Source organism: Stenotrophomonas maltophilia group sp. Smal32, assembly GCF_030237085.1.
In the GTDB taxonomy this organism is placed as follows: domain Bacteria; phylum Pseudomonadota; class Gammaproteobacteria; order Xanthomonadales; family Xanthomonadaceae; genus Stenotrophomonas; species Stenotrophomonas maltophilia_Q.
This window is the reverse complement of record NZ_JASJSI010000013.1, coordinates 1-14,227: the sequence shown is the minus strand read 5'-3', so window position 1 is coordinate 14,227 and position 14,227 is coordinate 1. Positions and strand designations below refer to the sequence as shown.

Genomic DNA, 14,227 nt, shown 5'->3' with positions numbered 1-14,227 from the left:
GGGCTCGGCTCTACAGGAAGCGGTCAGCGTTTCTTCTTTGCGGCGTTGAATTTCGCGGCTTCCCGCAACAACGCCTTCAACGCCGCGGCATTGGGCATCGCACCTTCATGGATGTCGATCGCACGCCGCGTGTTGCCATCCAGGCTGGCGTTGAACAGGCCCTTCGGATCGGCCAGCGCCGCACCGTTGGCGAAGGTGAGCTTCACCGCCTGCTTGTAGGTCTCGCCGGTGCACAGGATGCCATTGTGCTCCCACACCGGCGTGCCACGCCACCTCCAGGTTTCCTGCACGTCAGGCAACGCCTCATGGATCAATGCACGCACGCGGGCCAGCGTTTCGCCGCGCCAGTCGCCCAGCTCGGCGATGCGCGCATCGATCAGTTCAGCCGCCGTGGTTCCGGCGTCGTCAGGGTTCGGCGCGTGCGTGGTCATCAGCGGTTCTCGTCGGCAAGGAGATCGTAACGGTGGAATTACATGCGTTCTCCAGGCAATGCGGCCGCCTGGCGCACCCAGTCGAGGAACTGTGCCTCATCCCGCACGCCATCCTGCTCAATGTGCAGGTAACGCGTATCGGCACTTTTGGACGGCTCCGGCGGCACCGGCCTCAGCGCGGCGCCGCGGAAGAACGCGACCTTTATGTAGCGGGTGAAGCAATGGAAGCTGAGGAACCAGCCTTCGCCCCTGGCCACCGAGTACATCGGCGAGTTCCACTTCACCGCCTTGTGCACGCCGGGTACGGCCTGTTCGATCAGCGCATCCAGCTGTTCGCCGATCGGACGTTTCCAGTCCGGCATGGCGGCAATGTAGGCCTGCACCGGAGCATTGCCCTCGCCCTTGGCGATCTGCGGGTTGCCGCCGGACAGCAGTGTTGGGGCGGCGGAGGGTGCGGTTCGCTTGGCGGGCATCGCACGGCACGTCCATCGGGATGATGCCGGCAGCCTAGCGCGACGCGCGCCTGCTGGTCACGGCGCGGTGCGCCATCAGCTCAGTCCGCCTGCCGCGCGCGGAACTGCCGCCAGTCCGGCAGCTTGCGGTGGCGGCGCAGCGAGCGCATCAGGGCCGCCATCACCACGCCGAACAGCGCGCCGGCCAACAGACCGGCCACCAGCAGCAGCGCCAGCGGGCGCTCGCTGCCCTGCCACAGCATCAGCCATATCAGCGCGGTCCAGAACAACCCGAACAGCAGGCCCTGCACCAGCGCATTGATGCCGAAGCCGGCCAGGATCGGTGGCGGCAGCGCAATGCCCAGGCGCCATAGCAGGCGGTACAGCAGCGGCGCCGACTGCACGCGCGCCAGCCCCTTGCCGTCGAGGAAGCGCAACGCCGACTGGATCACGGCGGGATAGCGCGGATTGATGTCGTTCATCACCTGATCGTGGCCGATGCGATGCCGGAAACGCAAACGGCCACCCGAAGGTGGCCGTCGCGGCAACAACCGAAGTTGTTTATCAGGCCTTATCGGCCAGACGGGCAGCCTTGGCGGCAGCAGCGGCAGCCAGGTCTTCCTTGATGCGGGCAGCCTTGCCTTCCAGGCCACGCAGGTAGTACAGCTTGCCGGCGCGGACCTTACCACGACGCTTCACTTCGACCGAGTCGATGATGGCGCTGTGGGTCTGGAAAACGCGCTCGACGCCGTAGCCGTGCGAGATCTTGCGGACGGTGAACGAGGAGTTCAGGCCGGCGTTCTTGGTGGCGATGACGACGCCTTCGTAGGCCTGCACGCGCTCGCGGCTGCCTTCCTTCACCTTCACGTTGACGACAACGGTGTCGCCCTGGCTGAACTTCGGCAGTTCACGGGTGATCTGGGCGGATTCGAATTCCGCGACGATGGACTTGTTCAGCTTGCTCATGGGTTACACCGATTCTTGTTCGGGTGGGCGTGTCGTGTCGACAACGTAGGCTCATGCAGTCACCGGACTGTGCTGCACGTTTGTTGTGGGTACTGCGCGCGCCGGCCGGGGCTGGCGGTAATTAGCCATGATAGCCGATAAAGCCGGCCCTGCGCTAGGGGTCGGCCTTCTGTCTCTGGGCTTGGCGGGCCTGTTCCAGCAGCTTGCGGTCAGCCTTGCCCAGCGCCTGTTCATCCAGCAGGTCCGGGCGCCGCTGGGCGGTACGGACCAGCGACTGCTGGCGGCGCCAGGCGGCGATGGCCGCATGGTTGCCCGAGCGCAGCACGTCCGGCACGTCACCCAGCGGGTGCTGGGCCGGCTGGCTGTAGTGCGGGCAGTCGAGCAGGCCCAGGTCACCTTCGAAGCTGTCCTGGGCGGCCGATTCAGCGTCGTTCAGCGCCCCGTCCTGCAGGCGGGCCACGGCGTCGATGATCACTGCCGCACCCAGTTCGCCGCCAGACAGCACGTAGTCGCCGAGGGAAATCTCCTCGTCGACATTGGCCTCCAGGAAACGCTCGTCGATGCCTTCATAACGGCCGCAGAGCAGGACCATGCGCGGCAATGCCGCCAGTTCCCGCACCTTGGCCTGGGTCAACGGCGCCCCCTGCGGGCTGAGGTAAATCACCCGCGCCGGGGTCGGATCAGCGTCGCGGATCGCCTGCAGGCAGGCCTGCAGCGGCTCGATCAGCATCACCATGCCCGGGCCACCGCCGAACGGACGGTCGTCCACCCGGCGGTAGTTGCCTTCGGCGTAATCACGGGGATTCCAGCCATGCAGGCTGAACAACCCCTTCTCCTGCGCGCGCCCGACCACGCCCAGTCCGGCGGACTGGGCGAGGAACTCGGGGAACAGGGTGATGACGTCGAAACGCATGCTCACACTCAGAACTCGGGATCCCAGTCGACCACGACCAGGTTGGCCTCGAAGTCGACCGATTTGACGAAGTCCGGCTGCACGAACGGAATCATCCGCTCGCGGTCACCCCGGACCACCACCACGTCATTGGCGCCGGTGCTGAACAGGTGCGAGACCTGGCCCAGGGCAACGCCCTCGGTGGTCTTCACATCCAGGCCTTCCAGGTCCACCCAGTAATACTCATCGGGCTTCGGCGGCGGCAGGGCACTGCGGGCCACGTAGATCTCGGTGCCGCGCATCGCTTCGACCGCATCACGGTCCTCGACACCGGGGAAACGGGCGACCAGGTGCTTGCCGCTGTCGCGGCCACGCACACCTTCAATCGTGGTTTCCACGCCGGACGGGCTGCGCACGATCCACGGCTGGTAACGGAAAATGGCGGAACGTGGCTCGGTCCAGGACTCGAGCTTGATCTCGCCGCGCACACCAAAAGCGCCGACAACCCTGCCCAGCAGGATGCGGCGCTCGATATCTTTCATCTGCTTCAACCAAGAGGGCCACGCCGAAGCGTGGCCCGTCAGGATCAGGCCGCAGCGGCCTGGGACTTGGTCGCTTCCTTGATCAGGTTGCGGACCTTGTCGGTCGGCTGGGCGCCGTTCTTGACCCAATGGTCAACGCGGGCCAGGTCCAGCTCGATGCGCTTCTCGCCGCCCTGGGCGACCGGGTTGTAGAAACCAACGCGCTCGATGTTGCGGCCGTCGCGCGCGCTGCGCACGTCGGTGACGATGATGTGGTAGAACGGACGCTTCTTGGCGCCGCCGCGGGTCAGTCGAATCTTGACCATGGTGTTTTTCCTATTGCCCAGTCGCCAGGATGGCGAGGTAAGCGGGCGATTATAGCGGCAGAGCCCGGCCGAGCCAACCCCAGGGGTGAACTCCCGGGGTCAGATCCCTTTTGCGCCGCAAAAGGGATCACCCCAATCTGTCCCAAGGCACCGCCGCCAGCACCGCCCTTCCCTGTTCAGCCAAGGCCTGCGAGCCGGGCAGGACATGCCCGTCGATGGCCTCCAGCGCCCACAGGCCGCTGGCGTTGCAGGCGAAGGCGGCCTTCACACCGGCCAGATCCGCCAGCTGCAGAGGCTGCGTGGCCTGCGGGCCCGGCCAGTGCCGCTTCAGCAGCGCCTCGGCCGTACCGCGCAGGGCCGGCGCCTGCGGCCAGAGCAACCGTTCACCATCGTGCACAGCCAGGTTCCAGGTGCTGCCTTCACTCACGTCGCCCTCGGCGGTCACGAACAGCACATCGTCGAATCCTTCCGCCATCGCCGCGCGACGCTCGGCGAACAGGCCAAAGGTGCCCACATGCTTGAGCTGCGGCAGTTCACGCTGCCAGGCCACGCTTCGCACGCGCTTTGAGGCGGTCAGCGTCACCGGCGCGGACACCGCCACCAGCACGTCCACCTGCACCGCCGCGAGCGGGTTTCGGAAATCGAAGCGACGCGAGTACACCGTCACCCGCAGCGAGGCATCGCCCAGGCCGGCCTGCCGCAGCGCCTGCGCCATCCAACCCCGCACCTGCGCCGTATCCAGCTCGCTGCCGAACAGTTCGCGCGTGGCCTGCGACAGCCGCGCCAGATGCAGGTCCAGTCCCTGCACGGCGTGGTCGCGCACCTGCAGCGAAGTGAAGTGGCCGTAGTTCACCAGCGCCGGCAGCAGATCCTCGACCTGTGCCGGCAGGCCGTTACAGGTCAGCGTCATCGCAGCAGTGCCTGCGCCTGTTCCCACATGCCGCGCAGCACGTCGGCGGCCGGCTGTGCCGGCGCCATCCACGCCGACTGCCCGGCCCAGGCCTGCATCGCCGCCAGGCGGTTTTCCTGCGCAGCCTGCTTGCGCATCGGCGCGGTCAGGCCGCGCTGCACCGGATACGGACGCGGCGCCGGGGCGCCTTCCGCAGCGGCCGCGCGTACATAGGGTGTCGCCAGGCCGCGGCCCAGGCGGCCACTGAAGGCGCGGGTCGGCCAGGTATCTTCCGGTTCGCTGGCGGCCAGCCCATCGGCCCACGCCGAGGCGATCGCCGCTTCGGGCGTGCGCAGGAAGGCGGTGCCGATCTGCACGGCGCTGGCCCCCAGGGTGAGTGCGGCCGCGATGCCACGGCCATCGGCGATACCGCCAGCGGCAATCACTGGAATCTGCAGGTGATCGGCCAGGCGCGGCAGCAACGCGAACAGGCCGACCAGCTGGCGCTCGGCCATTGCCGGATCGAACGCACCGCGATGGCCACCGGCCTCCATGCCCTGCGCCACCACCGCGTCCGCACCGGCGTCCTGTGCGGCACGCGCTTCGGACAGCGTAGTCGCACAGGCGATCCAGGCAATGCCGGCGTCCTTCAGCTGCTGCACGTGGCGCGGCAGCAACACGCCCATGATGGTCGAGGCCACCGCCGGGCGCGCGGCCAGCAGTGCGGCGAACTGTTCTTCGAAGTCGGCGGGCGTGGCATCGGCGGCGCTGGCCGGCACGTCCGGGCCCCACTGCGCCAGGAAAGCGCGGCTGGCGGCCTCGGCGGCAACGTCACGGGTAGGTACGGGGTCCGGCACCCACAGGTTCACCTGCGCCGGGCCGGTGGAGGTCGCGCGGAAGTCCTCCATCCAACGACCGATATCGGCCGATGACGACAGCACCGCGCCCATTGCCCCCATGCTGCCGGCATTGGCCAGCGCGGCCGACAACGGTACCGGGCAGGCGCCGGCCATAGGTGCCAGCAGGATCGGAAGCTGCAATGAAAAACGCCGACAGAAGGTGTCGGCGCGTTCAAGAATCGGCGATGCGTTCACGCGACATACCCGTTGGAGAAGTCGCCGCCCAGCATACGCCAGTCATTGTGACCGGGGCCGGATCGCAATGCGCGCCGGCCCCGTCGCTGCATCAACGGAACGGCATGCCACGGCCGCCCATGGCACCCATCATGCCCTTCATGCTCCGCAGCATGCCCTTCATGCCGCCGCCGGCCATCTTGCTCATCATCTTTTCCATCTGCATGTACTGCTTCATCAGCTTGTTGACGTCGGCCGGGGTCACGCCCGAGCCCTTGGCGATGCGCGCGCGGCGCGAGCCATTGAGCAGGTTCGGGTTGCGCCGTTCCTTCTTGGTCATCGAGCCGATGATGGCGATCATGCGCGGCACTTCCTTGCCCTGGCTGACCTGCTGCTTCAGATGGTCGGGGATGTTGCCCAGGCCCGGCAGCTTGTCCATCAGGCCGCCAATGCCGCCCATGTTCTGCATCTGCTCCAGCTGGTCACGCATGTCGTTCAGGTCGAACTTCTTGCCCTTGGCGACCTTCTCGGCCAGCTTGGCGGCCTTGTCCTTGTCGACCTGCTGCTCGACCTGCTCGACCAGCGACAGCACGTCGCCCATGTCCAGGATGCGGCTGGCGATACGGTCCGGATGGAACACATCCAGGCCTTCCGGCTTTTCGCTGACACCGACGAACTTGATCGGCTTGCCGGTGATGTAGCGCACGCTCAGCGCGGCACCGCCACGGGCGTCACCGTCGGTCTTGGTCAGCACCACGCCGGTCAGCGGCAGCGCGTCGCCGAAGGCCTTGGCGGTGTTGGCCGCGTCCTGGCCGGTCATGGCGTCGACCACGAACAGGGTTTCGGCCGGGTTCACCGCCGCGTGCAGGGCCTTGATCTCGGCCATCATCGCTTCGTCGATGGCCAGGCGGCCGGCGGTATCGACCAGCAGTACATCCACGAACGACTTGCGCGCATCGTCGATGGCGGCGCGGACGATGGCTTCCGGCTTCTGGTCGGCGCTGGACGGGAAGAACAGCACGCCCACCTGCTCGGCCAGGGTCTTCAGCTGCTCGATCGCGGCCGGACGGTACACGTCGGCCGAGACCACCATCACCTTCTTCTTGCGCTTTTCCTTCAGGTGCTTGGCCAGCTTGCCCACGGTGGTGGTCTTGCCGGCGCCCTGCAGGCCCGCCATCAGGATGATGGCCGGGGCCGGAACATTCAGGTTCAGGTCGCTGGCTTCAGCACCCATCACCGCGGTCAGCTCGTCGCGCACGACCTTGATCAGGGCTTGGCCCGGGGTCAGCGACTTCAGCACTTCCTGGCCGACCGCGCGCACCTTGATGCGCTCGATCAGGGCCTGCACCACCGGCAGTGCGACGTCGGCTTCAAGCAGCGCGATGCGGACCTCGCGGGTCGCCTCGCGGATGTTCTCCTCGGTCAGGCGGCCACGGCCACGCAGGCGCTCGATGGTGCCGGAAAGGCGCTGGGTCAGGGACTCGAACATGCGGCGCAACCTGTCTGAAAGCGGGGGACAATAAGGCAGACAGTATAACGGGTCCGCCCCTGCCCCCGGGCTGCGACGCTGCGGCCGTCGCCACCACCGCGGGGGTATGCGAAACTGCAACGATGACAATCGTTCTCATCGCCGTCCTGCTGTACCTGGCTGCCAGTGCCCTGCTGGTGCGCGCGCTCGGCCGCGATGGAACCCCTGGCGCGCCCACCTGGCTGTGGCCGGCCCTGCCGGCGATGCTGCTGCATGGCAGCTACCACGTGTTGGTCGCAATGCGCACCAACGGCGGCCCGGACATGCACTTCTTCGCCGCGCTGTCGCTGGTCGGCCTGGGCATGGCCTGGCTGACCTCGCTGGTCGGCGCGCGCGGGCGGATGTCGGCGCTGGGCGTGGTCGTGTTCCCGCTGGCCGGGGTGCTGCTGCTGGCCTACCACGGCTACGGCCACGAACCGAGCAAGGTGCTGGGCTGGCGCCTGGCCAGTCATGCCTGGCTGGCACTGCTGGCCTACGCGACGCTGAGCATCGCCGCGCTGCTGGCGATCATGCTGTGGCTGCAGGAGCGTGCATTGCGCCGTCGTGAGTTCCGCCCGTGGCTGCGCGCACTGCCGCCGCTGGCCGACCTCGAATCCCTGCTGTTCCGGGTAATCACCGTCGGCTTCGCGCTGCTCACCCTGACCCTGGTCACCGGCGTGCTGTTCGTCGATGACCTGCTGGCGCAGAAGCTGGTGCACAAGACCGTGCTGAGCGTGTTGTCATGGATCGTATTCGGCGTGTTGCTGATCGGCCGCCGTCGCTACGGCTGGCGCGGCATGAAGGCGGTGCATTGGACGCTGGCGGCGATGCTGTTGCTGCTGCTGGCGTTCTTCGGCAGCCAGTTCGTGATCGAACTGGTGTTTGGGCATACGCGGTAGAGGCGTGCCGACCAACGGTCGGCACCCACCCCAACATCACCTGGTAGTGCCGGCCGCTGGCCGGCAACTGAACCACGCCCTGCGTGGATGCCGCAGACGATCAAGGCAGCGGCTGGGCCAGGATCTTCCGCACCGAACGGCCACTGTTGGTGAGGATGTCATCGACCTGCCAGCAGCCCTGCGCTTGGCGCACCATCGGCAGGCGGGTCACGTAGGCCTTCTCCCAAACCGAATAGCGCATCTCGACCTGGCCGGAATTCGCCGAGGCCGCTTTCCAGCTGTAGCGCACCGGGGTTTCGATGTCGCCGTCCTGCGCATCCAGCCACGGATCGGAATCGATCGTGCAGATGCCCTGTTCGCGTTCCTGGCAGGCACGCTCGCCGCGCAGTGCCTTGCCGAAGGCGGGACTGACCAGCGCCGGTGGCGGCTCCAGCAGGTCGCCATCACCCGTCGTTGCCTCGTAGAAGGCGCGGGCCACAGCGGCAGGCTCCTGGCAGGTGGGCGCGGCCTGTGCGGCGGGCGCCAGCAGCAGGCCGGCGATCACGAGCATCCCTGTCTTTCGCATGTCCAATCCCTCTGGTCGTGATGGCGATCTTTTGTAGAGCCGAGCCCATGCTCGGCTGCGTCCCAGCATAAGCCGAGCGCAGGCTCGGCTCTACTTACAGCCCGTAGCGCTCGATCACGTCCAGGTGCGGCTGGCGATCCTGGTCGCAGGCCTCGGCCAGACGCAGCCAGCAATGCGGATGCGGCCACGTCGCGGTTTCCCGCTGCAGGAAGCGATGCAGTGCCAGCGGTGCATGGTCCTGCGGCTGTGCCACGGTGAACAGCAGGCCGGGCACCGTGCCGTCTTCCACATCGGGGTCGGTGACGGTGTAGTCCGGCCGGCTGTGTGACCACACCTTCCAGCCCTGTGCTTCGGCCGCCTCGACGAAGGCATTCCAGGCCTCTTCGCCCGGGTGCGCGCCATCGATCATCCAGCTGCGGGCGAAGCCGCCGCGCTCCAGCACATGCACCTGCGCATAGGTCGGGATGAAATGCTCGCGCGCTTCTTCTTCCTCCGGGGCCGGATGCACCAGCGCTGCATCGAACACCACCCAGTCACCCACCTGCTGGGCGCGGTTGGACGGCGCGTTCTCGACGATGCGCGCGGTCACCGGACCGCTGCGACGGGCGTAGTACTCCATCGGTTCGCCGTTCTCTTCGCTGCGGATGATCACCCATCCCCACGGCTCCTCGACCACGCCGTCCTGGCTGGACAATTCCATGCCTATCGCCGTCGCCGAGCGACGCACGGCGTCCCAGTCGCGCGCCGCGCTGGCGGCACTCATGTGGTCCCAATGCGCGGCATTCGGCTCTTCCAGCAATTCAACCAGCTGCGCATAGCAGGCCTGTGCTTCGCTGAAGCGGCCGGTTTCCATGTACATCCGCGCCAGCGTGCCACGCGCGCCGTGCGAGCCCGGAGACAGCTCCAGAAGCGATCGGGCCGCCTGCTCCAGCGCCGGCCAGTCGGACACACGGCGTGCACGCTGCACCTCGCACCAGTGCGCGAACACCGGCACGCTGCCGCGATAGAGATCGGCCAGCTGGCGCAGTCCGTCGTCATCGCCCTGTTCGGCCAGCCAGCGCATCAGCGTGTAGGCCGCGGGGCCATCGTGCTGGGTATGGCCGCGTACGAACCGCCACAGCAGCGACCGCGCCTCGGCCTGCGCGCCGCAGGCATTCAGTGCCGAGGCGGCCATGTCAGCCAGCGCCTCGTCATCGGGCAGCTCGGCATGCGCCTGCAGCAACCACTGCGCTTCGCGCTCGGGATCGCGCGACTGGTTCTGTTCGCCCTGCGCGTCCAGCCATGCCAGCAGCTCGCCCGCCGGCACCGGTAGCGGCGCGACGTCCGGTAATGCCTCGATGCGCGCGGCCAGGCCTGCCACCAGCGCCGCAGCACCCCGATCCTGGCGCAGCTGCGCCAGATGGGTGCGGGCAAGTTCCAGCTGCCGCAGTGCCACCCAGCGCGCGCCACGCTGCAGCGCCAGCTCCAGGCTCAGCGCCGCGACTTCGATCAGCAGGCGGTGCGAACCGACCCGTGCGAAGTGCTCGATGATGGTGTTGAAGCGCGTGCCCAGATCCCAGGTGTTGCGCGCAGGATCCCGCTGACAGAGCGCGGCGGCGGTGTTGGCCCACAGGCGCCAGTAGTTCGGGGTCAGCTCGCTCCACGGCACCAGCTGCTGCAGCGCCTCTTCGTCGCGGCCCAGCTGGGCCAGCGCCCAGGCCTTGGACAGGCGGCGCGGCACCGTGCAGTTGGCCGGCTCGTACTCCCCGGAGGCTGCCACTTCGGCCTCGCGCTTCTCGATCAGCGCCAGTGCCTCGTCGGCACGGCCGACAGCGAGCAGGATCTTGATCTGCATCTCGGGGAAGCTGTCGAACACTTCCTTGCCACAGGCTTCCACGGCATCGGCCTGCACCTGCAGGTAATCCAGCGCCTCCTGGCCACGGCCATCATCGAGCAGCGCATCGGCCTTCTCGCAGCTCAGGCACTGGAAACAGGCCCAGCTCGGGTCGATGCGGCCAAGGGTTTCGTCGCAGACCTCGATGCGCTCGGGCACCCAGCCCGGGCCGTCGATGTTGCCGTAGCAGGCGGCCAGGTCCTGGGTCACGCAGATCGACTGCGGGCATTCCAGGGTGTCCTCGCGGTGCGCGCGCTCGAACAGCGCTACGGCTTCGCCGAGTGCGCTCTCGCCTTCCACGCGGTTGCCGACGCGGTTGCGCAGCGCCCAGTGGCCGACATAGACGTCAACCCAAGGGTTGTCCAGCGCCTTGCCCAGGGCGCGTGCTTCGGGCAGCAGGGCATCGACGCGGTCGATCTGCAGTTCACTGACCTCGTCGGCGAGACGGTTCAGCAGGTGCGCGTTCTGCGCCTGGCCGGCCTGGCGCAGGTCACCCTGCAGCTTTTCGACCCAGTTCCAGATGTCCATGGGGGTAATTGCTCCTGTCTAGCGAAGGCTGGATGAGAGGGTGCGGTGCTCAGCGCAGCATCTGCTGCAGGGCACCGGCGATATCGGTGAAGGCACCATTGAGATCCGGGCCCGGCGTAGCAGTCGCGCGTGCCAGCGGGCGGCCCTGCGCGGCGACGATGACTTTCAGCGAGCGCAGCAGGCGGGCTGCGGCCTCGGCCTGTGGGTGGCCCTCGCGCTGGGCGCGCAGCAGTGCCTGCACCGCCGGGTTGTCGAGGTTGAGGTACAGCCGCGACGGTGCACGCGATTCGATGCGTGCGGTGAACTGCCGGGCCAGGCGCAGCGCGGCCATCGAGACGCGCTTGTCGTTCTCGTCGTCTTCCAGCCGCTGCTTCAGCTCGGCCTCGCGGTCGGGCACCACCACCACCGGCAGCGCCTCCGGGCTGAAACGTGCGGGCAGCAGCTGCTCGCCGTCGCCCAGTTGTTCGCGCAGCCACGCCAGCTGCGCCTCGTCGAGGCTGTCATCACTGCGGAACAGTGCGCGGTTGCCCTGCTCGGTGCCGAGCTCGACCAGGCGCAGGCCCTTGGCCTGGGCCCAGCGCCGCAGGAATGGCACCACCGCATAGCGATGGCCGTGCGCGACCGGTACGCCCATCGCGCGGAACAGCATCTCTTCAAAACCACCGCCGTTGTCGAGGATGACATGCACGGCACCGCGCGCCGGCAGCGCACTGGCCGGCAGGTCGCCCTGCGAGGTCGGTACCCGCACATGCTCCATCAGCAGTTCGAACAGGCGGTCATCACACAGCGCCGCGCCCAGCAAGGCCTCATTATGGCGCGTGAGAACGCGTCGCCAGGCTTCCGGCTGCTGCTTCGCAACGTCGGCCAGGCCGTCGATCAGCGCTTCCAGCAGTGCATGCTGCACGGCTCGGTACTGGTCGTCGCGCTGCAGGTCTTCGCGGCTGGCGGTAGGCGTGAGACGCGAGGATTCGATCACCCCGCCGATGAAGCCGGCCCAGGGCGGCAGCAGGTCGCGGGCGTCGTCGTCCAGCAGCATGCCGCGCACGAACACCGACAGGTTGCGGTTGTCGCTGGTGCCGTAGGTAGCACCGTCCTGCACCCACAGCAGGCCGGTGGCATCGCTGTTGCCATCCGCGCGCAACGGCACGGTGACGATCGGCTCGAAATCGTGCTCGAAGCGCGCTGCGAACTGCAGCGCCTGGCGCCGCGCCTGCACCGGATGCACAGCGACGTCGCCCTGGCCGCGCCACGGTGGCGGCTCGGGGTTGAGCGCCTCGGCCGCAGCACCGATGAAGATCGGTTCGGACAGCAACGCGCAGTAGCGGCCCAGCACCTCATGCAGGCGCGCCTCGTTGGCCAGCGGCAGGAAGTCCGGATGCAGCTCCAGCTCCACCTCGGTACCGACCGACCGCGCCGGCACTTCACTGACGGTGTATTGCTCGGCATTGCTGGACACGTACAGATGCCCCAGCTCCGGCGTCTGGTACGAGGTGGTACGCACGCTGACCCGGCGCGCCAGTACGAAGGCCGACAGGAAGCCGAGGCCGAACATGCCGATCAGGCCTTCGTCGTCCTCGCCGCCCTGGCGCAGGCCACGGGTGTAGCCGACGCCGACGGTGGCCAGGTAGTCGTGGATTTCCTGGCGGGTCAGGCCGGCACCGGTATCGGTGATGCGCAGCACGCCGGCAGCGGCATCGACCTGTACCGAAATGCGCGAAGGCACTTCGATGCCCGGCTGTTCGATGCGACGGCGGATGATCGAGTCGTGCGCGTTCTGCACCAGCTCACGCAGCGCCACCACCGGGGTGGAGTACAGGTGCTTGCCCAGCACCGTCATCAGTCCATTGAGATCGACCCCGGCACGACGGATTTCGGCGTTGGGGGCGGTGAGCGCGTTGTCCTGCATGTAATCGTTTACTCCTGGGCACGGAAAGACGCCAGAGGGCGTCTTCGTCGAGCGGGAAAAACTAGCACAAGGAAGCTGACCGTTACTGCATTGGACACGTGTAGAGCCGAGCCGATGCTCGGCTGCTGTTCGACCACCCGTCGAGCATGGCTCGACTCTACAAGAAGCAGCCGAGCGTGGGCTCGGCCCTACAGGACGGGCATCACGCCGCGTCGATGGCCTCGGACAGGCGTTCCACCGCAATCACTTCCATGCCCTTCACCGAACCACCCTTGGGCGCATTGGCCTTGGGCACGATGGCACGCTTGAAACCATGGGTGGCGGCCTCGCGCAGGCGGTCCTCGCCATTGGGCACCGGGCGGATCTCGCCGGACAGGCCAACCTCGCCAAAGGCAATCGTCTTTTCCGCCAGCGGCCGGTCCTGCAGCGAGGACAGCACCGCCAGCAGCACCGGCAGGTCGGCGGCGGTCTCCTGCACACGGATGCCGCCGACCACATTGACGAACACGTCCTGGTCGCCGACCAGCACGCCACCATGACGGTGCAGCACGGCCAGCAGCATGGCCAGCCGGTTCTGCTCCAGGCCGACCGCGACACGGCGCGGGTTCGACAGCGGCGAAGCATCTACCAGCGCCTGCACCTCCACCAGCAGCGGCCGGGTGCCCTCGCGGGTGACCATCACGCAGCTGCCCGGCTGATGGGTGCTGCCGCCGGACAGGAAGATCGCCGAGGGGTTGGAGACTTCCTTCAGGCCCTTGTCGCCCATCGCGAACACGCCCAGCTCGTTCACCGCGCCGAAGCGGTTCTTGAACGCGCGCAACAGGCGGAAGCGGCTGCCGCTCTCGCCTTCGAAATACAGCACCGCATCGACCATGTGCTCGAGCACGCGCGGGCCGGCGATGCCGCCCTCCTTGGTCACGTGGCCGACCAGGAACACGGCGGTGCCGGTCTCCTTGGCAAAACGCACCAAGCGCGCCGCGCTCTCGCGCACCTGGCTGACCGAACCCGGCGCGGCGGTCAGGCTCTCGGTCCACAGGGTCTGCACCGAATCGGCCACGATCAACCGCGGGCCGGCCCTGGAGGCATGCTGCAGGATCGACTCGACGCCGGTCTCGGCCAGCGCGTTGACGCCATCCAGTGGCAGTTCCAGCCGGTGCGCGCGGCCGGCCACCTGCGCCAGCGACTCCTCGCCGGTGACGTACAGCACCGGCAGTTCGGCCGCCATCTTCGCCACTGCCTGCAGCAGCAGGGTGGACTTGCCGATCCCCGGGTCGCCGCCGACCAGCACCACCGCGCCCTCGACCAGGCCGCCGCCCAGCACGCGGTCGAACTCACCGATGCCCGTACTGACCCGTCGGTGCTCGGTCTGCTCCACGTCCTTCAGGGCGGTGATCTTCGG

Annotated in this window: 14 protein-coding genes and 1 pseudogene; 1 reads left to right on the top strand and 14 read right to left on the bottom strand. The window is 67.8% G+C overall.

Going from position 1 to position 14,227, the window contains the following annotated elements:
- Window positions 1–23 precede the first annotated feature (23 nt).
- The 10 genes and pseudogenes from QRO91_RS05050 to ffh form a co-directional block, all read right to left on the bottom strand.
- Window positions 24–431 (bottom strand): DUF1801 domain-containing protein, encoded by a 408-nt coding sequence (locus QRO91_RS05050; protein ID WP_197619859.1) that lies wholly within the window; start codon window positions 429–431, stop codon window positions 24–26.
- Between the two features lie 38 nt (window positions 432–469).
- Entirely contained in the window at window positions 470–904 is a 435-nt protein-coding gene (locus QRO91_RS05045) for a DUF1801 domain-containing protein (protein WP_049431215.1), read from the bottom strand.
- A gap of 80 nt (window positions 905–984) precedes the next feature.
- Window positions 985–1,365: a DUF6404 family protein gene (locus QRO91_RS05040; RefSeq protein ID WP_049431213.1), complete on the bottom strand. Its 381-nt coding sequence runs from the start codon at window positions 1,363–1,365 to the stop codon at window positions 985–987.
- Between the two features lie 82 nt (window positions 1,366–1,447).
- Window positions 1,448–1,849, bottom strand: coding sequence for a 50S ribosomal protein L19 (gene rplS, locus QRO91_RS05035; protein ID WP_005415736.1), 402 nt, complete (start codon window positions 1,847–1,849; stop codon window positions 1,448–1,450).
- Between the two features lie 154 nt (window positions 1,850–2,003).
- Complete coding sequence (gene trmD, locus QRO91_RS05030) at window positions 2,004–2,762, bottom strand: tRNA (guanosine(37)-N1)-methyltransferase TrmD (protein ID WP_049431211.1); 759 nt, start codon at window positions 2,760–2,762, stop codon at window positions 2,004–2,006.
- A gap of 8 nt (window positions 2,763–2,770) precedes the next feature.
- The gene (gene rimM / locus QRO91_RS05025; RefSeq protein WP_049431209.1) at window positions 2,771–3,283 is read right to left on the bottom strand and encodes a ribosome maturation factor RimM; all 513 of its coding nucleotides are present in this window, start codon (window positions 3,281–3,283) and stop codon (window positions 2,771–2,773) included.
- A gap of 44 nt (window positions 3,284–3,327) precedes the next feature.
- Window positions 3,328–3,588, bottom strand: a complete 261-nt coding sequence (gene rpsP / locus QRO91_RS05020; RefSeq protein WP_005408594.1) for a 30S ribosomal protein S16 — start codon at window positions 3,586–3,588, stop codon at window positions 3,328–3,330.
- A 99-nt stretch (window positions 3,589–3,687) separates the two neighbouring features.
- Window positions 3,688–4,498 (bottom strand): annotated as a pseudogene (locus QRO91_RS05015) (aminotransferase class IV family protein).
- Complete coding sequence (locus QRO91_RS05010; protein ID WP_049431204.1) at window positions 4,495–5,571, bottom strand: nitronate monooxygenase family protein; 1,077 nt, start codon at window positions 5,569–5,571, stop codon at window positions 4,495–4,497. The pseudogene QRO91_RS05015 and the gene QRO91_RS05010 overlap by 4 nt, the downstream one beginning before the upstream one ends.
- Before the next feature lie 91 nt (window positions 5,572–5,662).
- Window positions 5,663–7,039: a signal recognition particle protein gene (gene ffh, locus QRO91_RS05005; RefSeq protein WP_014036403.1), complete on the bottom strand. Its 1,377-nt coding sequence runs from the start codon at window positions 7,037–7,039 to the stop codon at window positions 5,663–5,665.
- Between the two features lie 122 nt (window positions 7,040–7,161).
- Between ffh and QRO91_RS05000 the strand changes: the two genes are divergently transcribed.
- Window positions 7,162–7,956 carry an inner membrane protein YpjD gene (locus QRO91_RS05000; RefSeq protein ID WP_049431201.1) on the top strand — a complete coding sequence of 265 codons (795 nt, stop codon included), beginning with the start codon at window positions 7,162–7,164 and terminating at the stop codon, window positions 7,954–7,956.
- 100 nt (window positions 7,957–8,056) lie between these two features.
- Here QRO91_RS05000 and QRO91_RS04995 read toward each other — a convergent pair whose 3' ends face one another.
- The 4 genes from QRO91_RS04995 to radA all read right to left on the bottom strand — a co-directional run.
- Window positions 8,057–8,521, bottom strand: a complete 465-nt coding sequence (locus tag QRO91_RS04995) for a DUF3828 domain-containing protein (protein WP_049431198.1) — start codon at window positions 8,519–8,521, stop codon at window positions 8,057–8,059.
- A 94-nt stretch (window positions 8,522–8,615) separates the two neighbouring features.
- Entirely contained in the window at window positions 8,616–10,922 is a 2,307-nt protein-coding gene (locus tag QRO91_RS04990) for a tetratricopeptide repeat protein (RefSeq protein WP_049431195.1), read from the bottom strand.
- Window positions 10,923–10,971: 49 nt separating this feature from the next.
- Window positions 10,972–12,828 (bottom strand): ATP-binding protein, encoded by a 1,857-nt coding sequence (locus tag QRO91_RS04985; RefSeq protein WP_197619861.1) that lies wholly within the window; start codon window positions 12,826–12,828, stop codon window positions 10,972–10,974.
- A gap of 202 nt (window positions 12,829–13,030) precedes the next feature.
- Window positions 13,031–14,227 (bottom strand): DNA repair protein RadA (gene radA / locus QRO91_RS04980; protein WP_099571634.1); only part of this gene is annotated, 1,197 nt, incomplete at its 5' end.

Coding starts and splice junctions, on each gene's coding strand:
- QRO91_RS04990 (WP_049431195.1), bottom strand. CDS start 10,922: ATGGACATCTGGAACTGGGTCGAAAAGCTGCAGGGTGACCTGCGCCAG.
- ffh (WP_014036403.1), bottom strand. CDS start 7,039: ATGTTCGAGTCCCTGACCCAGCGCCTTTCCGGCACCATCGAGCGCCTG.
- rplS (WP_005415736.1), bottom strand. CDS start 1,849: ATGAGCAAGCTGAACAAGTCCATCGTCGCGGAATTCGAATCCGCCCAG.
- QRO91_RS05050 (WP_197619859.1), bottom strand. CDS start 431: ATGACCACGCACGCGCCGAACCCTGACGACGCCGGAACCACGGCGGCT.
- QRO91_RS04995 (WP_049431198.1), bottom strand. CDS start 8,521: ATGCGAAAGACAGGGATGCTCGTGATCGCCGGCCTGCTGCTGGCGCCC.
- trmD (WP_049431211.1), bottom strand. CDS start 2,762: ATGCGTTTCGACGTCATCACCCTGTTCCCCGAGTTCCTCGCCCAGTCC.
- QRO91_RS05045 (WP_049431215.1), bottom strand. CDS start 904: ATGCCCGCCAAGCGAACCGCACCCTCCGCCGCCCCAACACTGCTGTCC.
- rpsP (WP_005408594.1), bottom strand. CDS start 3,588: ATGGTCAAGATTCGACTGACCCGCGGCGGCGCCAAGAAGCGTCCGTTC.
- QRO91_RS04985 (WP_197619861.1), bottom strand. CDS start 12,828: ATGCAGGACAACGCGCTCACCGCCCCCAACGCCGAAATCCGTCGTGCC.
- QRO91_RS05040 (WP_049431213.1), bottom strand. CDS start 1,365: ATGAACGACATCAATCCGCGCTATCCCGCCGTGATCCAGTCGGCGTTG.
- rimM (WP_049431209.1), bottom strand. CDS start 3,283: ATGAAAGATATCGAGCGCCGCATCCTGCTGGGCAGGGTTGTCGGCGCT.
- QRO91_RS05000 (WP_049431201.1), top strand. CDS start 7,162: ATGACAATCGTTCTCATCGCCGTCCTGCTGTACCTGGCTGCCAGTGCC.